The organism is Gloeothece verrucosa PCC 7822 (genome assembly GCF_000147335.1).
Classification (GTDB): Bacteria; Cyanobacteriota; Cyanobacteriia; order Cyanobacteriales; family Microcystaceae; genus Gloeothece; species Gloeothece verrucosa.
This window is the reverse complement of record NC_014501.1, coordinates 3,176,982-3,199,832: the sequence shown is the minus strand read 5'-3', so window position 1 is coordinate 3,199,832 and position 22,851 is coordinate 3,176,982. Positions and strand designations below refer to the sequence as shown.

At 42.7% G+C, this 22,851-nt stretch carries 19 protein-coding genes; 8 read left to right on the top strand and 11 right to left on the bottom strand.

Annotated elements, in window-relative coordinates; all coding sequences use genetic code 11:
• The first annotated feature begins 46 nt into the window (after positions 1-46).
• Positions 47-1,474 carry a protein adenylyltransferase SelO gene (locus tag CYAN7822_RS14080; protein WP_013322944.1) on the top strand — a complete coding sequence of 476 codons (1,428 nt, stop codon included), beginning with the start codon at positions 47-49 and terminating at the stop codon, positions 1,472-1,474.
• Between the two features lie 316 nt (positions 1,475-1,790).
• Here CYAN7822_RS14080 and CYAN7822_RS14075 read toward each other — a convergent pair whose 3' ends face one another.
• From CYAN7822_RS14075 to serA, 11 genes are all read right to left on the bottom strand, one after another.
• Positions 1,791-3,152 carry a chloride channel protein gene (locus CYAN7822_RS14075; RefSeq protein ID WP_013322943.1) on the bottom strand — a complete coding sequence of 454 codons (1,362 nt, stop codon included), beginning with the start codon at positions 3,150-3,152 and terminating at the stop codon, positions 1,791-1,793.
• A gap of 32 nt (positions 3,153-3,184) precedes the next feature.
• Entirely contained in the window at positions 3,185-4,876 is a 1,692-nt protein-coding gene (locus CYAN7822_RS14070; protein ID WP_013322942.1) for a mechanosensitive ion channel family protein, read from the bottom strand.
• Positions 4,877-5,182: 306 nt separating this feature from the next.
• Complete coding sequence (locus CYAN7822_RS14065; protein ID WP_013322941.1) at positions 5,183-6,280, bottom strand: patatin-like phospholipase family protein; 1,098 nt, start codon at positions 6,278-6,280, stop codon at positions 5,183-5,185.
• A gap of 436 nt (positions 6,281-6,716) precedes the next feature.
• Positions 6,717-7,775: a 3-deoxy-7-phosphoheptulonate synthase gene (aroF, locus tag CYAN7822_RS14060; protein ID WP_013322940.1), complete on the bottom strand. Its 1,059-nt coding sequence runs from the start codon at positions 7,773-7,775 to the stop codon at positions 6,717-6,719.
• 45 nt (positions 7,776-7,820) lie between these two features.
• Positions 7,821-8,282: a PAM68 family protein gene (locus CYAN7822_RS14055; RefSeq protein WP_013322939.1), complete on the bottom strand. Its 462-nt coding sequence runs from the start codon at positions 8,280-8,282 to the stop codon at positions 7,821-7,823.
• A gap of 21 nt (positions 8,283-8,303) precedes the next feature.
• Entirely contained in the window at positions 8,304-8,573 is a 270-nt protein-coding gene (rpsO, locus tag CYAN7822_RS14050) for a 30S ribosomal protein S15 (RefSeq protein WP_013322938.1), read from the bottom strand.
• A 36-nt stretch (positions 8,574-8,609) separates the two neighbouring features.
• Entirely contained in the window at positions 8,610-9,725 is a 1,116-nt protein-coding gene (locus CYAN7822_RS14045) for a phosphatase PAP2 family protein (protein WP_013322937.1), read from the bottom strand.
• Between the two features lie 123 nt (positions 9,726-9,848).
• Positions 9,849-10,070 (bottom strand): hypothetical protein, encoded by a 222-nt coding sequence (locus CYAN7822_RS14040; protein ID WP_013322936.1) that lies wholly within the window; start codon positions 10,068-10,070, stop codon positions 9,849-9,851.
• 82 nt (positions 10,071-10,152) lie between these two features.
• Positions 10,153-12,123 (bottom strand): DUF1822 family protein, encoded by a 1,971-nt coding sequence (locus tag CYAN7822_RS14035; protein ID WP_013322935.1) that lies wholly within the window; start codon positions 12,121-12,123, stop codon positions 10,153-10,155.
• Positions 12,124-12,490: 367 nt separating this feature from the next.
• Positions 12,491-13,387, bottom strand: a complete 897-nt coding sequence (prmA, locus tag CYAN7822_RS14030; RefSeq protein ID WP_013322934.1) for a 50S ribosomal protein L11 methyltransferase — start codon at positions 13,385-13,387, stop codon at positions 12,491-12,493.
• Between the two features lie 97 nt (positions 13,388-13,484).
• Positions 13,485-15,062 (bottom strand): phosphoglycerate dehydrogenase, encoded by a 1,578-nt coding sequence (gene serA / locus CYAN7822_RS14025; RefSeq protein ID WP_013322933.1) that lies wholly within the window; start codon positions 15,060-15,062, stop codon positions 13,485-13,487.
• Between the two features lie 337 nt (positions 15,063-15,399).
• Between serA and CYAN7822_RS14020 the strand changes: the two genes are divergently transcribed.
• The 7 genes from CYAN7822_RS14020 to CYAN7822_RS13995 all read left to right on the top strand — a co-directional run bounded on the left by CYAN7822_RS14020 (position 15,400) and on the right by CYAN7822_RS13995 (position 22,839).
• A complete protein-coding gene (locus CYAN7822_RS14020; protein ID WP_013322932.1) occupies positions 15,400-15,915 on the top strand; it encodes a hypothetical protein in 516 nt (171 codons plus the stop codon).
• A 60-nt stretch (positions 15,916-15,975) separates the two neighbouring features.
• The gene (locus tag CYAN7822_RS14015; RefSeq protein ID WP_013322931.1) at positions 15,976-16,755 is read left to right on the top strand and encodes a photosystem II electron transport protein, Sll1252 family; all 780 of its coding nucleotides are present in this window, start codon (positions 15,976-15,978) and stop codon (positions 16,753-16,755) included.
• A 355-nt stretch (positions 16,756-17,110) separates the two neighbouring features.
• Positions 17,111-17,251 carry a ribbon-helix-helix protein, CopG family gene (locus CYAN7822_RS35730; protein ID WP_071881441.1) on the top strand — a complete coding sequence of 47 codons (141 nt, stop codon included), beginning with the start codon at positions 17,111-17,113 and terminating at the stop codon, positions 17,249-17,251.
• Positions 17,252-18,303: 1,052 nt separating this feature from the next.
• The gene (recQ, locus tag CYAN7822_RS14010; protein ID WP_083786858.1) at positions 18,304-20,430 is read left to right on the top strand and encodes a DNA helicase RecQ; all 2,127 of its coding nucleotides are present in this window, start codon (positions 18,304-18,306) and stop codon (positions 20,428-20,430) included.
• A gap of 162 nt (positions 20,431-20,592) precedes the next feature.
• Complete coding sequence (locus CYAN7822_RS39455; RefSeq protein WP_013322928.1) at positions 20,593-21,186, top strand: PEP-CTERM sorting domain-containing protein; 594 nt, start codon at positions 20,593-20,595, stop codon at positions 21,184-21,186.
• Between the two features lie 207 nt (positions 21,187-21,393).
• The gene (folB, locus tag CYAN7822_RS14000; RefSeq protein ID WP_013322927.1) at positions 21,394-21,762 is read left to right on the top strand and encodes a dihydroneopterin aldolase; all 369 of its coding nucleotides are present in this window, start codon (positions 21,394-21,396) and stop codon (positions 21,760-21,762) included.
• 465 nt (positions 21,763-22,227) lie between these two features.
• Positions 22,228-22,839 (top strand): DUF3318 domain-containing protein, encoded by a 612-nt coding sequence (locus tag CYAN7822_RS13995; protein ID WP_013322925.1) that lies wholly within the window; start codon positions 22,228-22,230, stop codon positions 22,837-22,839.
• Positions 22,840-22,851: the final 12 nt, after the last annotated feature.

Below are 22,851 nucleotides of genomic sequence, written 5' to 3'. Positions count from 1 at the left end.
AAAAGCGTTAAAATGTATCCCCTGTTACTTTATCCTAGATCCCTATATGAGCCAACCCACTCCCAACCCTTTACTTAATCTTGACTACGAAACAGCTATAGAAGACTTAGGAAACGACTATTATGATGAAGTCGCCGCAGCCGAGTTTCCTAAGCATATTTTACGGTTTCGTAATGATTCATTGCTCCCGTTATTAGGGTTGAATCCCAACTCGGTCAGCGATGACCATTTTCGCGAAGCCTTTGGTAAATTTCAGGGAATTCGTCCCTTTTTAGCACTACGCTATCATGGTTATCAGTTTGGAGAATACAACCCTTATCTAGGAGATGGCCGTGGGTTTCTTTATGGGCAAGTACGGGGAATTGATGGAAAATTGTATGATTTTGGCACAAAAGGGTCGGGAAGAACCCCTTATTCTCGCAATGCTGACGGAAGATTAACCCTCAAAGGCGGCATCAGAGAAGTTTTAGCCGCAGAAGCTTTACATTATCTCGGGGTTAAAACCTCTCGCTGTTTGAGTTTAATTGAAACCGGAGAGTCTCTGTGGCGCAATGATGAACCCTCACCTACCCGTTCATCGGTGATGATACGTTTAAGTTCCTCTCATATTCGCTTTGGGACTTTGGAAAGACTACATTATATTAAGCGCACAGATTTACTAAAAAAATTGCTAGACCACGTTATTAATTGTTATTATCCTGAAATCAAACTGGGTGAAGACGCTTATTTTCAATTTTATGCCCAATTGGTCAAGCGGGTTGCAAGCTTAGTGGCCCAGTGGATGGCAGCCGGTTTTTGTCATGGCGTTCTCAATACCGATAATATGTCCATCACTGGGGAAAGTTTTGATTATGGTCCTTATGCTTTCATAACCAATTATAATCCTAATTTTATCTCGGCTTATTTTGATTATGGGGGACGCTATAGTTATGGAAATCAACCCTTTATCTGTCGGTTGAATTTAGAGATGTTACACTTACCTCTGAGTTTGCTGATTTCGGTTTTTGATTTAGAAACAGCACTCTCTCAGTTTGATGATTGTTATTATTCAAACTATTATCGCTTAATGCTGAAAAAGCTGGGCTTTGAAGTTGAAAAATTATCCTCGACTCAAGGGATAGATTTAGTCGATAAAACCCTTCAACTATTCCAAGAAACTGGCATCGGTTATCATCAATTTTTTGCGGATTTAGCCGCCGAGTTTAATTGGGGATGGCGAGAAGAACCATCAACCATTTTAGAAAATAGTGAGCTACCTAAAGGAGATTGGGAAACTTTTAGACAACTTTATCATAAACTTTTAAATCAGTTGCCGCTTGAAGAGATGGAAAAAGTGCCTCTCCGTTTAGAATTTTATAATCCTAAAACCGCATTACTCAGACCCTTGATTGAGTCGGTTTGGGAACCGATTGCTTATGATGATAACTGGCAGCCTTTCCAGGAATTAATTCAAAAAATTCAAACTAAACAGTAAGTAGCAACAGACAAGAGGAAATAGAGCATCAATCTTTCACTGGACCATATTTAGTGGGATCAGCCTCATAACGAGGTGCAAAAATCTTAATGCCTGCTTCCGTGCAACAAGTTCTAATATTTTCGTGTAATTGTGAGCGAGCTTCCTCAAACTCTTTTAAACTTTTATTCTGCTCACACTGTCGAATTACAAAAATGGGATGCTCCCTTATAAATTGAACTTCTTTCTTGGAATTTTAAATTACTTTCGCCAACAAAGTCATATCGTCCGCGAATCACAGATCCCGTGAAAAGTAAGATAAGCCGAGGGAGTCATATTAGTCTTCCGACGATGGATTCTTGCCGATCGCAGCGCGTAAGGAATTAGAGAGTTGATCGGCCGTCCGCGCAGCTATCAATCCCGAAAGAGTAGCGACCCCGACCGTCGCGAGGCAAGTTAGCGTGGCACCAGCCGGGCCACCGACCCCCAGCACCATCGCCATGGCTGTCAGAGGTAGGCGATAGCCACCGGCGATACCGGCCGCTGCCCCGGCCGCCCCCGCCAGATCCGATGGCACCCCGAAGGGGGCTGCGAACACCCGGCCTCCCAAATCACCGATCGCTAGGAAAGGTACAAACACACCACCACACCCCCCCGCCACAACGGTGGCCGTGGTGGATGCCGCTCGGAGCAAAGATACGGCCAGGAGGTGGTAAGGGGTCGGATCGACGGTTTCGGCCCAGACGATGGCCGCTCCCCCCGGGCCGAAAGCGGCCGCCGGAGACGCGATCCCCGCTATCACGCTCGCCAGCACCAGCATGGCCGTACCCCCGAACAGCAGACGAACGGCCGGACGGGTCTGTAACCCTCTAGCCCAGTAGATCGCCTCGCCCGATAGCGATGTAATAACACCCGCGAGCGCTCCGATGAATAACGCGGCCGCCACCGCGTCCCACAAGTCATCGGGTGGAACCCTAGGCACGACCAGGCGGATCAGACTGAGATTGAAGACAAAGTTGACCCCCCAACCCATCAGTCCCCCCGCTAACATCGCGGCCGCCCGCTCCGGGGTAAGGGGAATTTTCCGACGCCGACTCAACTCGAACATGAAGAAGCTACCTACCAGAGGGATACCCATTAAGGCTGACACCGCCGCCGCACCACCACCGATCGCGGCGGGACGTACCAGCCAGCCTAGTGCTGGATTTCGGCTACCCAGCCAGACTCCTGTCGCGACACCGATATGGGCCGCCGGGGATTCGGTTCCCATCGCCGCTCCCAACCCGACCGAGGACAGGATAGCGAGGGCGCGCAACGGTGCCCGCTTCCAGGGGAACCGCTCCTCTGCTCCGGCCGTGTTCACCACGTCACCGGTCAGATCGGCCCGGGCAACGTCATGAGGGAAAGTGTACCAACTCAGTTTAGGCCTGTGATCGAGATTTTCGTCCCTTAGCGGGGCTAAGGTTTGTACGGGCGCGCCCTTACCCAGTACATACAGTACCAGTACCGCTAACGTAACACCGAGCAATGGCAGGAGTAGCATCCAGAGGCTACCCAGCCCGGAGACGAAATCAAGAACTTGCTTGATCCCCTGAGTCAGCATCACCGCAGTCAGGGAGCCGACCAACCCTCCGAGCGAACCACCGAGCGCCCACGTGCCGACTCCTGTCAACAGGGGTAGTAATTTACCATTTGCCATCGTGTTCAATCCTTATATAAACGTTGAAAAACTTATCCGTTCCGATTCCCCGAATTAATTCCAAAGGTCGGCGTTTGATAATCCTTCGGTAGATAATTTTCGGGAATTGTCGAATGATTGCCATCTCGTAGAGCTAAGTAATTGGGAGACAGGATCTCGATCCCCACTTCGTTACATTTATCCTGCATATTCTGATGTAGTTCCGAATAGATAATTGGAAACAATCGCGGTTGATCGGTGTACGCGTTTAACTGATAAGCCACCGAGAAATCATCAAGGCTCGATTGCAGGACGAAAGGAGCGGGATCGGCGAGAATATGTTCTGTCGCTAGTGCCGCGTCGATGAGGACAGCGTGAACCTTTCGCCACGGCACATCGTAGCCTAGAGTTATCGTGGTTTGGAGGATTAGGGGTTGATCGAACTCTCGATACGATACGCTCAAATTCACCACGTTGGTATTTAAAAGAGCCGAATTCGGGATCGTGATAATTCGATTCGTAGGGGTACGGATTCGGGTGACTAATAAAGTCTTCTCGATCACGTCTCCCGTCACATCGCCGATCGAGATAACATCCCGCAGTTGAAACGCGCGGGTATAGATTAAAATCACTCCCCCGACGATATTGGCGATGGCCGAAGTGGAACCGAGGGAAAATAAAACCCCGAGAAAAACCGATATCCCTTGAAACGCCGGAGAATAAAACCCCGGCAAGTAGGGAAACGCGAGGATCGCGGCTAGCGCTATGATGAGTAATTTCAAAATATTATAGGTCGCCCCCGCCCAGTCGGGATAAAAACCCTGCACCCGAAGATTTCCTCGCTCGATCGCCGTAAAAAACGGTCGGATCGTTTTCAGAAGATAATAAGTAATCGCGGCGATGATGGCGACGATGAAAAGATTGGGAAGATAGAGCGCGATCTGTTTAGCTACCAGATCCATCGTGTCGAGAAAAGTCGTTAGAAACTTATCGCCGAATTGCCGCGTCCACGGAAATAAGCGGAGAACGAAAGTTAAATAGAAAAAAACTAGCGTTAAAATTACCAATAAACGCAGAAATTTAAAAATCCATAGGAAAATATTCTCGATTCTGACCGGCGAGAGTATTTCAAAACTCTGAATCCGCCACCCTGGAATCAGCGAGACGATCATCCGTCTGAGCGCGGGAACAATTCGCCTGGATAGCAACACGATCACCGCGATCGTGACGAACAAAATTACCGTGGCGATCGCCGTAGAGATCGCGTTCCGTAATAAATTATCGGGTTGTCGATCGATACGGTAGCGATCAATCGCCGTTTTAATTTCCTGTAAGGTGAGTTTCGCCTCGTCGATCTGGGTTCTCCGATAGAGTTTGGCATCTTGGGGGGTAACGGTGAGGATCACCTTATCTCCTAAAACGATCGAGGGGGAGCGATCATCCGGATCGACTCGAATCGTCAGATCTTTCGTGGAAAGACTTTCATCTCTAGCGATTCTCTCGATCCGATCCGTGATCGCCCGCGCTCTGACCTCCGGCGTAAAAGAACCGATGCCGTGACGCGCGAGAAAAAGAACGCGTCCGTCGAGGGTTACCGGAAAACCTTCGCCGAGGGTTTCTAGGGTATCCCCTGGTGACGGGCTAGGATTCGGGGTTTCTTGCCGCGCGTATCCCGTTATCGAAAGACCCAGTACGAGGAAAAAAGCGAGACAAAAACCGATAAGAACGTCGCGGAATCTTTTCATGGCCTAGTGAAGTAGGGGGTGACGATTGATCGGCAGGAACGACAACAAGGCAAAAAGCGACGACAAACCACGGGAGAAAGACCCGTAGAATTTTCTTCATTCGGAAAAACTATTATTTATTAATATAAGCGATTGTCGTCGGTAAAATGATTAATACTTTGTAAAACTCTCGGTTTTCCAAGTTGAAGTATGCTAACTGACCCCAGGGCAAACGCATCTAAATTTTATTGATAAAATGTAATTAATGTGCATTGATTTTCCCTAGCGTTCTGAGGATCTTTTTCATGGCTTTTTAGTTTTTCACGCTTACCTCAAATCTAATTGGCGTAGTCGGGTTTCTAAAAACAGTTTCCCTTGTTTTTCTCCATCGTCAATTAGCCGCTTAAGACTTTCAGGACAGCGATCAAGTTTACTTTCATAGTTGAGGCTATCGGCCAACTCTTTAGACATTTCGATCATCGGAATGTAATAATCTCTGTCAGGATCATCAGCAAAAGATTTGGGAATTTTGATCGGTTCTCTAAGTTCGGTTTCTGCCAGAAACTCGTCTTTAAAAGCGTTTCTGAGAAACAGATCATTGATCAACTCCACTTGATCTAGACTTTGAAATAAGGAGACATTTCCTTCTACTTCATTGCGACGATCAGCAATATCATCGGGTTTTTCTGGGATTTTATCAGTTGCAGTGGGATTAATTTTAATTACCCAAATTTCCTGGGGGATATTCTCAAGTCCGACAAATTTGGGCCTGATCAAAGAACGAATGGGCGGGTTATCAGAAAATAATCCATCCCAATAGGCCATTTCTTCAATAGATACGGCCGGAAAAATATTGGGCACACAGGCAGAAGCGAGAAGATGTTCAACTTTAATTGATTCTAGACGGGAGACAAATTTATGCAATTTGCCGGTAATGATGTTACAAGACCCTAAAACTAAAATAGGTGCTTCTAGTTGGGGTCCCCAAGTTTTTAATTCTGAGAAATCAATATGAGTTTCTAGTAATTCCTTTAAATCGGTAAATCGGCTCCGTAAACCTTGCGTAGCAAAGGAAAACCAGATTTTAGCCGCAGGAGAATAGGGGCTGAGAGCATATTGGGGCAGTAGTCCTTTGCTTACCCATTCCAGGGACTTAATGACAAAATCGTTGAAAAATCTTTCTTGATAAGTTTGGGCGCTATTATCCTGCCAAAAATCTATCATTCTTTTCCAGATAATCTCATCGCCTTTTTTGAGAGAATACCAGATGAGAAAAGCACAGATCGCTCCCCCAGAAGTGCCGCTTAGGCTGACGATATTAAAATAGTCCTGAACCTTATTTTCAAATAGGGCTTTTAAAACACCAGCCGTAAAAGCGGTTTGGCTGCCTCCTCCCTGACAAGCGATGGCAATTTTCGGTTTCATAAGATCTTTTTCTCCTAAACAGGTTAATTCTATCTTGTATTCAACCTATTTTTCACTATTTAAGCAAATAATAATAACCGAAAAAAATCTTAAAAAACCTTAAATTTTTGTTGATGAAAAATCGAGCAATTTAAGTAAAATTTAAACTATTTTTAATATTAATCACTATTATTTGTGCTAAAATATTATATGTTAATTATAATTTTTGACTCAAACTATCAAGTCAAAAAAGTTAAAAATTATTGCTCTAAAGAAATAGAATTTTTTTCGATCTTTTCAGGGTTTTTCCCGTTTATTGAGGTGTTATCAGCAAGCTTAGTTAATTTCTTTTAGTTAAGAAATAATCAGGTTTTTTGGCTTGTAGAGACAATTTTTGATGAATTGAGAAGCCCCAACCGGATAGCTTGCGCTTAGTTGGGGGAGTTCTCCGCTTAATTCAAGCTAAAGCCGCCGCCACTTGTGACCAACGACCCACAGCTTTACCCACTACGGCTAATTCTTGGACAAGACGCTCAAAGCGTTCAGGCGTGAGGGACTGAGGTCCATCAGAAAGTGCCTTAGCCGGATTGGGATGCACTTCAATCATCAACGAATCAGCCCCACCGGCAAGAGCGGCTTTAGCCATTGTGGGGACATATTCCGCCCGACCTGTTCCATGAGAAGGATCAATCATGACCGGGAGATGAGTCAAGGTTTGAAGCACGGCTAAAACCGATAAATCTAGGGTATTACGGGTATATTGACTATCAAAGGTGCGAATTCCCCGTTCACAGAGAATCACATTCTGATTTCCCGCCGCCAAAACATATTCTGCCGCCATCAACCATTCATCAATAGTGGCCGACATTCCACGCTTAAGCAGAACGGGTTTATTTTGGGCCCCGACTTTTTTGAGCAGAGAAAAATTCTGCATATTTCTCGCACCCACTTGAATCACATCAGCCACCTCGGCGATTTTTTCCAGGTCAGCCGCATCCATCACTTCAGTAATAATGCCTAAGCCGCTTGCCTCTCTAGCCGCCGCCAGTAATCCTAAAGCGCTTTCTCCGTGGCCTTGAAACGCATAGGGAGAGGTACGGGGTTTATAGGCCCCGCCGCGTAGAAAATGGGCACCGGCTGCTTTAACCCGTTTAGCGGTTTCCACGATCATCTGTTCATTTTCCACCGAACAGGGCCCTGCCACTAGCACTACGGGATGATTACGTCCAAAAGTCACGAAACCTTCTGGGGTAGAAACAGCTACCTCACTGTATTCTCCATGACGGTATTCAAGACTGGCTCGTTTAAATGGTTTTTCTACCCTTAGCACTGTTTCAATCCAAGGACTCACTTCCTGTATTTGTAACGGATCTAGAGCGGCTGTATCACCTACTAATCCAATCACGACTTTATGTTTCCCGACGATTTTTTCTGGTGCTAGTCCCCAGTCCTTGAATTCTTGACTAACGCGGACAATTTCCTCCTCTGGGGAACCAACCCTCATTACAATAATCATGTCAAAGTTCCTCGAGCGATTTAGTTATCTATATAGCGAACAAGATTAATTTCCTTTAGCTTCTTTAGCTGCTTTGCGAGCCTCTTTCCAAGCCTCGGTTGTTCTGGCAAAATTGACTTTAATCTCTTCAATACCTAGCCAACTCCCGGTTCTTTCTTCATCCCATGAGGTGGAGAAGATGCCAAAGCTTAATCCTAAAACCCCTAGTCCAAACAATCCCAGACTTACCGCTAAAACGACATAAGTGGGAATTTTCACCCAATCATGGCTCACTATCCAGTAAAAGATAAAAAAGGAGGACATTCCCAAGGCTGTAGGAATGCCGCTAAATAGGGCCATCCGGCGGATCATTCGTTTACTGACTACATCGGGTATAGCACTTGATTGACGCTCTTTTGTTGTGGCGGCTTCAGTTGTTTTACGAGGTAAAGGAGGCTGTTTTAGCGGTTTTTTCTTTTTTTGGCGGGGTTCAAAGGGGAGGTTTTCCCGAGACTTAGATGAAGGCATAGTTCGTGAAGAAAGTTATGTTTAACGGCGAATACCCAGACGTGCAATTAATGCTTGATAACGGGGATAGTCTTTCTTTTGAATATAAGCTAATAAGCGGCGGCGGCGACCAATTAATTGTAGAAGTCCCCGTCTTGAGGCATGATCTTTGGGATTGGCTTGTAGATGGGTTGTCAATTGATTAATACGTTCTGTCAGTAGGGCTACTTGTAAGTCGGCTGAACCGGTATCGGTGCCGTGAGCCTGGTATTGATTGATGATTTCCTGTTTTTCGGTTTGTGTTAGAGTCATTGCTTGTTACTTAATCTATATTTACGTTGCAGACTACTATGTTACCATTTTTATCCGAGGTGATGAGTAGATTTGATTTGAGGTTAATGATTCCTTGATGCTCGGGTTTTTGTATTCGTTCCACCCTTCCCAAGCGAGGATACAGATGCTCAACCAAATTAAACCCACTGCATAACCGGCTAACACATCTGTGGGCCAATGGACTCCTAGATAAAGCCGACTAAAACCGATTCCAAGGATTAAAATCAGGCTTACTGTGTAAATTTGTCGCCGCCATTGAGGGTATTGCCTTCCTAAAAGATAGCCTAGTAACCCGTAAGTGATCATGGACATCATGGCGTGACCGGAAGGAAAACTGTGGTGACTGACGTTAATGAGTCGCTCCCATAGTGCAGGACGTATGCGGCCAAATAGCACTTTTAACCAATAATTTAAGCCGATTCCTCCGAGAGTGGCTATGCCTAACGTTGTGGCTTTTTGGGAGCGTTTCCATTGGCGGCTGGGACTGATAATTATTCCCATACAAATCAATAATATGACTACAGGTTCACCCAAAAATGTCAACCCTAACATGATGCGATCTAGAAGGGGTGTGTGTAGTTTTTGAATCAGCAATAATATTGTCTTATCGAGTCCTCTAACATATAATAAGGAGCTTGCTATGCCCAGAAGAGAAACTGCTGCCCATACCGAGATGAGCGGCTGACTAGCTCGCTGAATTTGTTTGTCTAGAAGCATCTTCATTACAAGCCATGAAGCGGCTTTATTTTGTCCATTGGCTACTGATAAGTGAGCCGGTGTGGGGTTGGTCGGGTTAGGGTTTAAAATAGGGATTAATGGGGCTTGTTCTTTGACTTGTGAGAGGGAAGCGGCTTGGGGGTGAGGATAATTTAAAACAATCTCTTTGAGAACTAAAGTTAGTCTTTCATGACTCCACTTTTTTGAAAAAGTAATTAAAATATTGCCGCTCCAGGGATTAGCCCGAACCTGTTTAATTCCTTCGGTTTGTGAGAGTTGGTCTTCTAAATAGGTTTTGAGGGATTTTGAATGATAGAGCTTAGGGATTTTATATCTTGCTCTACCTTTGATGGCGGTATGTAGTGACTGAACTAAAAGATTTTCCTGAGATTGTATTTTAAAATAGTTGATCATTAGTCTATAAGGACGAGGCACTGCCAAGGCAATTCGATAAAAAGTTTGTCGTAGGGATGAGCACCAATCCCCACTCGAATTTTAAGTTTATTATACCTCGCCCTTGAGACGGGTAGGCTTGTCTCATTTAAGGGGTTTATCTTGAGGGGGAGCCGCTTTTGGCAAAATTGAACTATCTTTATCTAGGGTTTGCTTAGGTAAACCTAAATGTTGTCTGGCCTGTTCTTCAGCGATTTGCTGGTCTTGCTCTGTTTCAAACTGACTTTCATCTAATAAATTTGTCTCCCGTGCGGAAACATCTCGATTCGGCGGTCTGCCATTTTTCCATTTATATTTAAAGTCCATAAGCGGGGGCAGCTTCTGTGCTGTTTTATTGATACAATTTTCATCTTAAGCATGAATAAATCTTTTAGACTCTATCCAAAGTTCAAATCCGAAAATTTTCAGTAAGACTGATGTTTTGATTGATGATTTGAAGACTAAATTGGTCTTCGGGTTCTCCTCGGAAGTAAGGTAAGACCAGCAAAGTTTCCTTTTGTTTACAAGCTAATTCCCGTAAAATTTCGCCATTTCCATTAATTAAGCGAATTTTCAAAGATTCTGGTAATAGGGTTTCTGGGACTATGGGCAACACCTGCACTTGACAGCCGATTTTACCATTAGTTTCTTCGGTAATAGCCACCAATAAAGCTAATAATTCAGGATGCTTAGGAGTACCTACATTAAGGGTTTTAAATCGCTTAATAATATTGTCACTCCTGAGATAATAAAAGCTCCGCAATTTAGATAAGCAATGTTTAGCAGGTCTCAGCAATATATCTAAAGATTGCCAGCCCTGTTCAAAGTTTTGCTCAAACCATTGACTTAATTTAACCGCTTTGGGATGATTTGGGCTTAAATCAATAATCTCTTCTGATACAGATATGGGGTAGTTTTTGCGCGATTTTTTTCGGCTTTTACTGCTCAGTTGTTCGATCAGTTTTTCAATCATTAACTCTTGGATAAAACCATTGATTTTAAATAATGAGTTGCCGTCAAACTCGCTGATTTCTATTAGAGATCGTTCTTTTAAAGACACCATTACTTCGAGTATTTCCGCTTCACATATTGGGTATTTAAGCCGATTGATTAAATTTAAAAATGACAGGGCTTCTGGTTCAATGGCTAACCCGTATAAAACCTCTTTTTCCCTTTCAGATAATCTGTTTATCAAAGGATCTAAGAGCTTATTGATATCACTTAAAACCTGACATTCTTGGGATAAAAATTCATGAACATTCCCGTTAAAGACTTCCCCAATCAGTTTTGCAACAATTCTTAAGGCTTCTGGATGACCATGATAATTCTCGATTAAGATTGACCAACTCTCGGCATCTTTCAGCGCATCAGATTGCAATAAAGCATAAGCATGGGGTTTTTCTAATCCCCATAAAACAAGAGAACGAACTGAAGAGACAGCACCGGTTTTTAGAATAATTTCTTTGGGAATTTCTACCCCTGTAACTAACAAACAACTTTGATGAGATTGCTCGGCGATGCTTTTAAATAAATCTGCATAATCTTGATAGCTTTCTCGATATTTACCCACCAATTCACCGGTTTGTAAAATTGTCTCTATTCCATCGAGAACCAGCAAACAGCGTTTTTCTCGTAATAGTTTGATGATGTTGGACAAAGAACAGTGATTGTCGCAATTTAACCCAGGAGAAAGCGTGTTAAGCCAGTTGTCCAATAAGATCTTTATAGGAGGAGCCGATCTTAGGGAACGCCAGATGATCTGATCAAACTCTTGACCAATCTCTTGAACTAGCTTACCGGCCAGAGCCGTTTTTCCTATGCCACAAATGCCTTGTAATGCCACGATGCGACAATTATCGTTTAAAATCCATTGTTTTAAGGTAGTTAATTCAACACTACGGCCATAAAATTCCGATAGATCAGGAATTGCTTCCCAGTCGGGAACCAGTTGGCGACCCCACTCTAAATGGAGATTTAAGGAACTAATTAATGTGTCGGGTTGTTCTTGAATAAGGGTCAGGTTATGGCTTGTGTTTTGATGCAGGGGTGACTCGATTTCTGAGGTTTGAAGATTTAATTGGGACATTTCCCAAGGAGAAGACAAATAATATTTTTCCGAGAGTGTTCGTCTCTCTAAAACTCCTCTAAAGTTAGTTTTACCAATTTCTTCTCCTAACACTCCTGATAGTAGTCTCCACAAACGCGGACCGATATCACGCATTAGATAGTTTAGGCTGTATGGAGAACTTTCTGCCATCTGATCGTATGTGATACCCTCCCAAGTTCCTCGCAAAATAATTATTTCTGGAGAACTTAGATGTCTTCCTTCCTGATTTAATACGACTCGATCAAGTAATGCGATGACTTCTTGAAAGTTCATAGTCATTTGGGGATTTTAAAAATAGAGATTTTTAATAAGTTTTTTAATTTATTTTTAGCCTAACTAATTTTCCCTAATTGTATTAATAATTTATGCTGTCTAAAATTAAGTTTTATTAAGCTTAAGACCATTTTGCGCTCAAGTGCCCTAAAAATAGGCTTGTCCCGAGAACAGGTTAAAGGGTTTATATCCATTATGCTTTAGCCGTTTATCCTTTACCTAAGAGAGCGATTTGTCGTTTTAATTGCTCAAATTCCTGTCACACCTGTTTAAATTTTTGTCAAAAAGCCGCCTAGACAACCCCTTAGCATGAATTAAAATCTGTTAGAAATCCGGCTGATGTATTAATAATATTAATCTGACGGAACTAATTAGGATTTCGACGAATATTAAAACAACACCAGTCTTGACGTTTCCATAAAGCCGCCACCACCCAATCATGTTGTTCTAGGGTATCAGCAATAGGTTTAGCCTGCTCTAAAAGAATGCCACTTAAAATTGCCCAACATTGAGGTTTAGCTAAAGCACTAAATTGAGGAATCATCTCAATAATAACTTCTGCTAAAATATTACAGACAAATCCATCAACTCCTTGGGGAACCAGTTCTAATAACTCTTCAATACTGCCTTGATTAATCACTAGATTCGCTGGATCAATCTGATTGAGTTGACGATTACTTCGAGCCGCTTTAACGGCCAAGGGATCATTGTCAACTGCGTAAACTTGTGGCGCTCCCAGTAAAACAGCCCCAATAGATAAAATCCCCGAACCACAGCCAATATCAGCAATCACCCGACTATTAGCATCGGTTTCCAAACGCATTTCTAACGATTCTAGGCATAATTGGGTAGTAGGGTGGGTGCCAGTGCCAAAAGCCATACCCGGATCGAGACGGAGAATAATTTTATCATCATCACTTGCAGGCGTTAACCAAGCGGGGTAAATAATAAAGCGATCTCCTATGCTAGTGGGTTCCCAGTGTTGTTTCCAACTACTAGCCCAATCTTCTTCATCAATTAAACGCCAACGAGTAACTGGATGGGATAAATTCAGGAGCAGGGCATCTTGAACTAACCACAGGGATAGAGCCGCTAAATCTAATAATTGTGCTTTAATTTGGGGAATATAGGCTCGAATTAAAGAAGATTGCCCTTTAATCTCTGTTGCCGTTCCCGAACAACCAAACTTATCCAGCCGCCAAAAGATCGACTCTTCCAAATCTGGATCACAAAGCACTCGAATTTCCCACCAACTATTTGCCATCCAAAACCTCGAGAAAGGAAACACCGGAGCGGGGAACAGGGAATAATAGGCAAACCTAATACTTTATAATTAATTCCCTGTCCTCTATTCCTAATATTTATAGTTTGACAGTATAGGCATCCCGAATGCCAGCAACTTTAGTAATTTCCGATAGTATCCCTTCTGGTAAAGGATCATCTAAACTAAGAGCCATGACAGCATCTCCGCGAACAATTTTTCGGCCTACCTGCATACTGGCAATATTGACGTTAAAACTACCCAGTAATGAGCCAATTTTTCCAATAATCCCCGGCATATCCCGGTGTAAGGTAAACAGCATATAGTTACTGGGAGGAACGTTAATAGGAAACTCATCTAGATCGGTGATGCGAATTTCTCCGTTACCCAAGAGGGCACCAGTTACGGAATGTTCTCCCATTGAGCCTTTAGCTTCTAGGTGTAGAGAGCCTGAATAACCTCTTACTGAAGCATCTTTAGTTTCAATAATGCGAATCCCTCGTTCTTTAGCCTCAATCGCCGCATTAACATAATTGACTCGTTCTCGTAGAGCTTGGGATAATAATCCTTTAATAGCCGCCACCACGATCGGTTGAGTTTCGTTACTGGCTAAATCTCCCTGAAGTCTGATGGTTAACTGTTCAATTCTCCCACCGGCCAATTGAGCGACTAAATTCCCCAAGGTTTCGGCTAATTGTAGATAGGGTCGCAGTTTTTCCATCACATCCGGCGTTAAACCTGGAATATTAACGGCCGATCTCGCGGGAAGTCCGAGTAATACATCGCGAATTTGTTCAGCTACATCAATGGCCACATTCACTTGTGCTTCGGCGGTAGATGCTCCCAAATGAGGGGTTAAAATGATATTGGTGAGTTCTCTAAGTTTAGATTCTCCTAAAGGTTCCTGTTCAAAAACATCTAAAGCCGCACCGCCAATTTTACCGGCTGCTAAAAATTCGGCCAAAGCATCTTCATCGATGACACCCCCTCTAGCACAATTAATAATGCGGACGGTGGGTTTCATTTTCGCTAAAGCTTCTCGGTTGATTAAATGAGCCGTTTCTTGGGTTTTGGGTATATGGAGTGTAATATAATCAGCTTCCGAGAAGAGTAAATCGAGGTCTACTAGGGTACAGCCTAACTGATCTGCCCGTTCTTTGGAAATGAACGGATCATAAGCCAGCAATTTCATGCCTAATGCTTTCCCGACACTGGCAACATGAGAGCCAATTTTACCTAAACCAACAACTCCCAAGGTCTTTTTATAAACTTCTGTGCCGATAAACCGTTTACGGTCCCATTTGTTTTCTTTGATAGACAGGTTCGCATCAGGAATGTGGCGAGATAGGGATAACATCATGGCTAGTGCGTGTTCAGCCGCAGCAATGGTGTTACCTTCCGGAGAGTTAACCACGACAATTCCCTGGCGAGTGGCGGCTGGCACATCAATATTATCTACCCCTACGCCGGCTCGTCCAATAATTTTCAGGTTTGTACCGGCCTCAACCACTTCTTTCGTTACCTTAGTTTCAGAACGAAGCATTAAAGCATCATATTCAGGGATAATTTTGATCAGTTCTTCGGGGGGTAGCTTTGTTTTAACATCAACTTGGGCAACTTGAGAGAGAATATCAATGCCTACTTGATCAATTGGATCGGATACAAGAACTTTTGCCATAGTCTTTATCGTAGAAGGTCAACAGTGGGGCAAAACTGATTGTTTTGTCTTGCTCAGATTTTTACAGTTTGCCGGCGTGTCTCTAGTGCAGAGCTTATTGTAACGGATAATGTACCTCGAGGCTTGGAATTCCCTATAGATTTTAAGATTAGTCATTAGTCATTAGTTAGTAGTCAACAGTCATTAGTTAGTAGTCAACAGTCATTAGTTAGTAGTCAACAGTCATTAGTTAGTAGTCAACAGTCATTAGTCATTCCCCCACCCCGCCCCTGTTACCTGTTCAGGTGTTTCCTGTACTAAGATGGTTGATGAGTGTTAAAAGTGGCTGATAATAAATATGAACTATTTGATTGCGGTACTGTCTGATCGCCTACAAGCAGAAGAAGCTTATACCGCCCTAGAAAAAGAGGGAATTCCTCTGGCTCAAATTACCATTCTGGGGAAAGGGTATAAAAGTGCTGATGAGTTTGGACTGATTGATCCCAATGAGCAAGCCAAAAAAAGAGCGATTTGGATGGCTTATTGGTTAGTTCCTTTTGGCTTTGGTGCGGGTTATGTATTTAATGCTATCACTGGTCTAGATACCTTTGATTGGGCAGGAACTCCTTGGAATCATGTTCTCGGGGGTTTTGCTGGTGCTATCGCTGGTGCGATGGGGAGTTTGTTTGTCGGTGGCGGTGTCGGGTTATCGAGTGGTAGTGGAGACGCTTTACCTTATCGTAACCGTCTTAATGCGGGTAAGTATTTGATTGTGGTTCAAGGTTCTGAGTTAATCAAAAACCGAGCAACCGCTATCCTAAGTCAGCTTAATCCCGAAAATCTCCAAGGTTATGTCCAAGAAATTAACCGTTAGCCTAGACTCTAACTAATGACTATTGACTAATGACCGATGACTATTGACTAATGATCAACCATGTTACCAAGAGAAGAATTATTAAAAGGAGTTGAGAATCGAGAAGAAATTGCTCGAATCATTGATAAAGCCGAAACCGCCATGAGAACATGGGAAGTCACTTTAACAGATTTTCTTTCCCCCCCTGTTCTCGCTGAAGTTCAACGGATTTTTCAACGGTTGACAGAAGTCGATTTAATTCCTTGGGGGGGTTATCCTCAAGCTGAACGTCAACGCTTAGGAATATCTCGTTCTGAGGTTCCTTTTGATCTGTCTGGTGTAGCTGTGGCGGCTGTGGATATTGCCGGCAATTTTCTCTTTGATGCGGCTAATCATCGAGATTTTTTAGGCGCTATGTTGGGGACGGGCCTTGTTAGAGAAAAGGTGGGAGATATTATTGTTTTAGGGGAACGGGGAGCGCAGGCCATCGTTGTGCCTGAGTTGGTGGAATTTTTAGAAACCTCTTTAGTACAAGTGCGCTCTGTACCGGTGAAAACAGAACGAATTGAGTTAACTGATTTAAAAGTGCGTCCTCCTCAGAAAAAGGAAATGACCACAGTAGAAGCATCGATGCGTTTGGATGCCATTGCATCAGCAGGGTTTGGGATGTCTCGCTCGAAAATGGCTGAGGCCATTTCTTCTGGAGATGTTCGGGTCAATTGGAAGGAAATTACCCAGGCGAGTCACAATGTCTCTAGCGGCGATTTAATTTCTATGCGGGGAAAAGGGCGTTTAGAAGTGGGAGAAGTCGCTGTTACTAAAAAGGAACGCTATCGAGTTCAGCTTACCAGATATATTTAACTCGTCCCTCCACTGAACTAAAAGCCATTCTCAGCCAAAGTGATCTCCTCCACAATACGCGCAAGCAGTTCGCTTTGGCTCAACATGACATGGGGAGAACAATTATGAACCTCTAGGTCGGCTTACATTTGGTGTTCCCACTAAGCGATACGAAGGCTTAGACTACCAATGTTTTTTCTTCACCGAGATACCCCGGACGACCCACGTATCTGTAGAGAACTCGACAACAGATACTTTACTCAGGTTTACGAGACTCGCGCTGTTCTCTGTCCTACTGCTTAATTGTTTACTCCTGAGTTCGCGATGTGCCTTTGCGTTTTCGGACTATAATAAGTGTATCAATATGGTACACATTATGTCAAGAGACGAACAGTTAAAAGTTAGACTAACTAAAGAAGAAATGGAACGTCTAGAAGCTTACGCAAAGTCTAAAGGATATTCAAAATCAGAGATTATTCGAGATTACATCAAACGTTTACCAAAGCTTGACGGCTAATTTATTAGCCGAGTCGTGCTTCCTCCCTGGTTTAAAAACACAGGGCACACCAAGCTCCCGTATTGCCTACGGTGAAAGTAGAAAACAAACGGTCAAGCCGCTCTCTACTCTATAACCTCACAGTTAAATTTATTGAAACTCTACCTACTTATAAGTAAATATTGTGCTTCCTAGTTAACCTGAAAAGCGGCAAACTATGCCAGTTTAACTCCCTTAATTGGTGAGATTAACTTTAAGAATTTACTTATTTTATTGTGCATATAATCACTTTAAGGCTGTTGAGTTAAAGAAAAAAATATCTGAAATAAAAGAAAAATCTTATTGTATTAATTATAGCCTTGACTTATAATCAACATTGCTACTCGTTTACAGCTAATTACAATCTACTCCTTTTTTTTAATAAGGATAATTTAACTATGGCTATTCACAAAACTTTAGCAACAGTTGCGACTCTTTCTTTAGTTCCCTTTCTTCTGGTAAGTTTTCCTTCGTTTGCAGGAACAACAACAACACACAAAAATCAAAGCTCAACACTTCAAGCTTCCTCACCGTCGCCCTCACCTAGTAGCAGCCCAAGCCATTCTAAAAAGAAAAAACCATCCGCCAGTCCAAGTCCAAGTCCTAGCTCAACGATGAGTCCACACTCAGGTTCTAGTAGTGGCTCACACACAGGTTCAGGTTCAACTCAAAAGAAATAGATGATCAAACACATCGATAGATAGGAACACAATGATGATATGGGTTGTTGAAACCGGTAGGTAATTTGTCAGGTGAGCAAGGAAGATAATTGTTTCTCAGCGTTATGTTGAAAACTTTAAAAAACCCTGCTCACCCTTACTACGATCCGAAGATTTTAATGAGTAAAATAGCAATCAAAATATAGATTAGGATTATCCATTACTCGAAGTTTCTTGTTATCAAATTTTCCAATCGTCCCAAGTGCGGCTAATTCTCCTTTTAACCCACAAGCAAAAAACCGCAAATTCGCGTATATCGATTTTCTCTTCAAGCCTTAAAATAGGAGAATGCGCTTCTTTGGCACTCAAGACATGATGTACCAGTTAAACAGCCTCGAAACAGCCCTAAAACAGTATTTTGGCTATGATAACTTTCGTCCAGGACAACGGCAAATTATCGAAGAAGCCTTACAGAATCGAGATTTACTGGTCATTATGCCCACTGGTGGCGGAAAATCTCTCTGCTTTCAACTCCCCGCTTTACTCAAACCCGGATTAACTGTAGTCGTCTCTCCTCTAATTTCCCTGATGCAAGATCAAGTGGACGCGCTACTCGATAACGGCATAGGAGCCACTTTTCTTAACAGTAGTCTCGGCCTCTCTGAAATCCGTTCCCGGGAAATGGCCATTCTCAAAAATAAAATTAAACTGCTTTATGTGGCCCCAGAACGGCTACTGAGTGAAAAATTTACGCCTTTTCTCGATAAAATAGCTCTTGATGTCGGGATTTCAGCCTTTGCTATTGATGAAGCCCACTGTGTCTCAGAATGGGGTCACGACTTCCGGCCCGAATATCGTCAACTGCGACAGCTAAGACAACGTTATCCTAGCGTTCCGATGTTTGGTCTAACCGCCACAGCAACCAAACGGGTACAAGAAGATATTATTGTACAACTCGGATTAAAAAACCCTGGGGTACACATCGCCAGTTTTAACCGTCCTAACCTTTATTATGATGTCCGTCCCAAACAACAACGCAGTTATGACCAATTACTAAAATATATTCGCACCCAAAAAGGATCAGGGATCGTTTACTGTCTCAGTCGCCGCAATGTAGATGAAATTGCTTTTCGTCTCCAAAAAGATGGGATTTCAGCTTTACCTTACCATGCTGGCATGACAGATGAAGCCAGAACCCTCAATCAAACCCGTTTTATTCGGGATGATGCACAGGTAATGGTAGCGACGATCGCCTTTGGTATGGGAATTAATAAACTAGATGTACGGTTTGTGGTGCATTTTGATCTTCCCCGTAACCTGGAAAGTTATTATCAGGAGTCAGGAAGGGCCGGCAGAGACGGAGAACCGGCAAAATGTACTATATTTTTGGGTTTCGGGGATTTAAAAAAAATTGAATATATTATCGAGCAAAAATCTAACCCCCAAGAAAAAAAAATTGCCCAGCAACAGTTAAGACAAGTGATCAATTATGCTGAAGGAACAGAATGCCGGCGCACCATTGTTTTAAGATATTTTGGGGAAAGATTTCAGGGAAATTGTGATAATTGTGATAATTGTCGTCATCCTCAGCCGGTTGAAGATTGGACCATTGAAGCCCAAAAATTTCTCTCTTGTGTTGCTCGCTGTCGAGAAAGATTTGGCATGAGCTATATTATTGATGTCTTACGAGGCTCTAATAGCCGCAGAATCGAACAAAATGGTCATCATTTATTATCCACTTATGGCATCGGCAAAGACCGCACCAAAGAGGAGTGGAAAAATTTAGGCCGTTCTTTAATTCATCAAGGATTAGTGGATGAAACCAGCGATGGCTTACCTGTATTAAAACTCAATAGCCGCAGTTGGGAAATTTTACGCAAACAACGGTCAGTGCAAATTGCTATTGCTCAAAAATCGGCTGAAAATGTCTTAGGAAAATATAATCCGAGAAAAGCGGAAACAGAACTGCTTCTGGAAAGACTGCGACAGCTACGAAAATATATTGCTGATGCTAATTCGGTTGCTCCTTACGTCATTTTTCCGGATTCTACTCTGAGATTAATGGCAGAAAAAAAGCCACAAACTCGAGAGAGTTTTGCCAAGATTTCTGGGGTGACAGACTATAAAATCAACCAGTACGGGGATCAGTTTATTTCGGAAATTCGGGATTTTTGTCAAGAGCAAGAATTGCCGATAGCTTTACCAAAACACACTCAAATGATCACCTTACAACTCTATCAGCAGGGGTTATCAGTAGAAGAAATTGCCAAAGAAAGGAGCCTTAAAGCCAGTACCATTTATGAACATTTGAGTAATTTAATTGCCACTCATCAACCGGTAGATATTAATGAATTTGTCTTGCCAGTCAAGCAAGATTTAATTGTTCAAGCTATTCAAAAACATGGAGCTAATTCTTTAAAAACGTTGAAAGAAAATTTAGGAGAGAATTTTAGTTATGAGGAAATTAAATTAGTGGTTGGCTGGTGGAGAAGAGAAAATTAACTTAAAAACCCGATTCCCTCATGGTCATCCTTTCGCTGTTCTCCTGACTCCTTGGCAAAACCAACTAATTGCTTACATTCATGTCAGGTTTTATTAAAATCCTTTTCAAAAAGAGCAAAATAGGCTATTTTATGCTAATCAACCAATGTAGTGACGACTTCGATGAAAAATCTAACTCTACTATCAGCTACCGCCTTTGTGACTACATCCGGATTAGTTTTCGGGGCAATGAAACCTGCCTCGGCTTTAATTTGGAACTGGAGTTACTCGGGTCCTGGCTTAGTGGCAAGCGGCACTTTGACCACCAACGACATTCCTGATGATTTGGGTTTTTACCTGATTACTGGCATTACTGGGACAAGAAATGGTGAAACTATTACAGGTTTGCAACCTGCGGGAACTCCCATACCCGGCAACGAACCTTTCGAAGTTGACAATTTAATTAGCCTTAATGCCATACAGTTAACCGGTGATGGTTTTGGCTATTCTACTGCTAGTGGTAGCTATGCTAGTCCGTTTTATGCTAATTTTTTGTCAACTCCGGGTTATTTAGAACTTTTTTCTGCGCCCCCATTGACAGAAGGCTTTACAAATTTGGGACCCGAAGATAGTGAGTTACTGATTACTTTTTCTGCAACTCCAGTTCCTGAACCCCTGACTATTTTAGGGTCAGTTACTGTCTTAGGATTTGGAACTTTCTTTAAGCGCAAACGGAAGCCAATTAATCACCTATGCTCATCGATAGAAAAAATTTAGCTGGTATTTCCTAGGACCAATTAAAGTTTTGAAGATTAGCTAATTTTATCCGGGAGCCTCTCAATGGAAGCTCCCAAGTGATGCTTCCCTAACCGGTGTTTTTTAATGCCGGTTCTCGAGTTTGCGCCTCTAAACTGGTAATTTAGAGGTGAAAGCAGTTTATCTTTTTCGTTTAAGATAACTCAACAACCTGGAAAAGGAGCATTAATGGACGCGATTAAAATTACAGAAATTAAATGTTATGGCTATACCGGCTACTTACCCGAAGAACAAATTCTCGGACAATGGTTCGAAGTCAGCCTTACCCTTTGGCTAGATTTAACCGAGGCGGGGAGTAGTGATGACATCGAAAAGACTTTAGACTATCGTCAAGCGATCAGCATTGTAAAAAACTTAATAAAAAATTCTAAATTTGCCCTCATTGAAAAATTAGCCACCGTCATCGCTGATGAACTTTTGCAACTTCCGAGAGTCCAACAAGTGCGAGTAGAACTCTCTAAGCCGGCTGCCCCTATTCCTGACTTTGGAGGCAACATTACCATCGATATTACTCGCCCCTTTAGTCATGAAAAATAAAAAATTAATGCGAAAAAATTGGTAAATCTTGAAGTTATGTCAAAGATTACGAAAATTTGTAATCTTTATCAAAATTTCCAAATCGGCGTAATCACTTACCTGGCGGAATCAAGCAGCAAATCTTCAGTAAATATGACTAGAATAATCCCCCCTAAATTTGGCAAATTATTAGTAGGAGGCTACTCCTCACACGAGTCTAAATTTTGGGACTTGATGAAATAGTCTAGTCTAACCTTTACCTTTCCCTGGAGATTGTCTACTTATGATGTGGAAAATAAGACATTTTTGCTTCGCCTTCTGGCTCTATCTAAACCAGCCTCTAGAAGGGAGCGAATCTCAATCAGTCTGGCACATGAGTCGGTTTTGGTATCTATACAAAATCCAATTTTTAGAAACTTGCTTAGAAAAAGACATTAATTCAGAAAGCCATTATACTCAATGATTAGGACTATTTAACCCTGATCGATGAATCTAGAATCTGAAATCAGCCGTTTACTTGATCTAATGCCCGCCTCTGGGCGAATGTTAACTAAGCTTGTTAGCAAACCACAACAGGCTAAAGTGATTGATACCCCTTTTCCTTTGCCTTGGAAGCAAGGCAGCCGCTATATATATATTAATTTTGATTTATGGCGACGGTTGTCGAGACCTCAACGAGATTTAATTTTGTTACGAGCGGTTAGTCTCTTAACCAATGTTCAATGGTTTAAACCAGATTTATATCAAGGGGTAACTCTAGCCGCTTTGCTAGGATTAACCCTAGAATTGATGCAGGCTGATGCTATTGGTATTGTAATAGCGGGAGGATTGACAACCTTAGCGGCACGCCAAATCTGGCGTAATAATCGTAGTGTACAACGTGAAATAGATGCCGATGAGGGAGCGATTAAAGTTGCCACCAGACGCGGCTATACAGAAACAGAAGCGGCTAAACACTTGTTATCGGGTATAGAAACTGTTGCCCAAATTGAGGGACGTTCCAGTTTAAATTTTACTGAGTTAATCCGTTGTCAAAACCTCAGAGCGATGGCTAATATTTCCCCTGTAGGGGTTCCTGATAGCGTTAAACAAGAATAATTCCCTCACGGG

Coding starts and splice junctions, on each gene's coding strand:
- CYAN7822_RS14080 (WP_013322944.1), top strand. CDS start 47: ATGAGCCAACCCACTCCCAACCCTTTACTTAATCTTGACTACGAAACA.
- CYAN7822_RS14075 (WP_013322943.1), bottom strand. CDS start 3,152: ATGGCAAATGGTAAATTACTACCCCTGTTGACAGGAGTCGGCACGTGG.
- CYAN7822_RS14070 (WP_013322942.1), bottom strand. CDS start 4,876: ATGAAAAGATTCCGCGACGTTCTTATCGGTTTTTGTCTCGCTTTTTTC.
- CYAN7822_RS14065 (WP_013322941.1), bottom strand. CDS start 6,280: ATGAAACCGAAAATTGCCATCGCTTGTCAGGGAGGAGGCAGCCAAACC.
- aroF (WP_013322940.1), bottom strand. CDS start 7,775: ATGATTATTGTAATGAGGGTTGGTTCCCCAGAGGAGGAAATTGTCCGC.
- CYAN7822_RS14055 (WP_013322939.1), bottom strand. CDS start 8,282: ATGCCTTCATCTAAGTCTCGGGAAAACCTCCCCTTTGAACCCCGCCAA.
- rpsO (WP_013322938.1), bottom strand. CDS start 8,573: ATGACTCTAACACAAACCGAAAAACAGGAAATCATCAATCAATACCAG.
- CYAN7822_RS14045 (WP_013322937.1), bottom strand. CDS start 9,725: ATGATCAACTATTTTAAAATACAATCTCAGGAAAATCTTTTAGTTCAG.
- CYAN7822_RS14040 (WP_013322936.1), bottom strand. CDS start 10,070: ATGGACTTTAAATATAAATGGAAAAATGGCAGACCGCCGAATCGAGAT.
- CYAN7822_RS14035 (WP_013322935.1), bottom strand. CDS start 12,123: ATGAACTTTCAAGAAGTCATCGCATTACTTGATCGAGTCGTATTAAAT.
- prmA (WP_013322934.1), bottom strand. CDS start 13,387: ATGGCAAATAGTTGGTGGGAAATTCGAGTGCTTTGTGATCCAGATTTG.
- serA (WP_013322933.1), bottom strand. CDS start 15,062: ATGGCAAAAGTTCTTGTATCCGATCCAATTGATCAAGTAGGCATTGAT.
- CYAN7822_RS14020 (WP_013322932.1), top strand. CDS start 15,400: ATGAACTATTTGATTGCGGTACTGTCTGATCGCCTACAAGCAGAAGAA.
- CYAN7822_RS14015 (WP_013322931.1), top strand. CDS start 15,976: ATGTTACCAAGAGAAGAATTATTAAAAGGAGTTGAGAATCGAGAAGAA.
- CYAN7822_RS35730 (WP_071881441.1), top strand. CDS start 17,111: ATGTCAAGAGACGAACAGTTAAAAGTTAGACTAACTAAAGAAGAAATG.
- recQ (WP_083786858.1), top strand. CDS start 18,304: ATGTACCAGTTAAACAGCCTCGAAACAGCCCTAAAACAGTATTTTGGC.
- CYAN7822_RS39455 (WP_013322928.1), top strand. CDS start 20,593: ATGAAAAATCTAACTCTACTATCAGCTACCGCCTTTGTGACTACATCC.
- folB (WP_013322927.1), top strand. CDS start 21,394: ATGGACGCGATTAAAATTACAGAAATTAAATGTTATGGCTATACCGGC.
- CYAN7822_RS13995 (WP_013322925.1), top strand. CDS start 22,228: ATGAATCTAGAATCTGAAATCAGCCGTTTACTTGATCTAATGCCCGCC.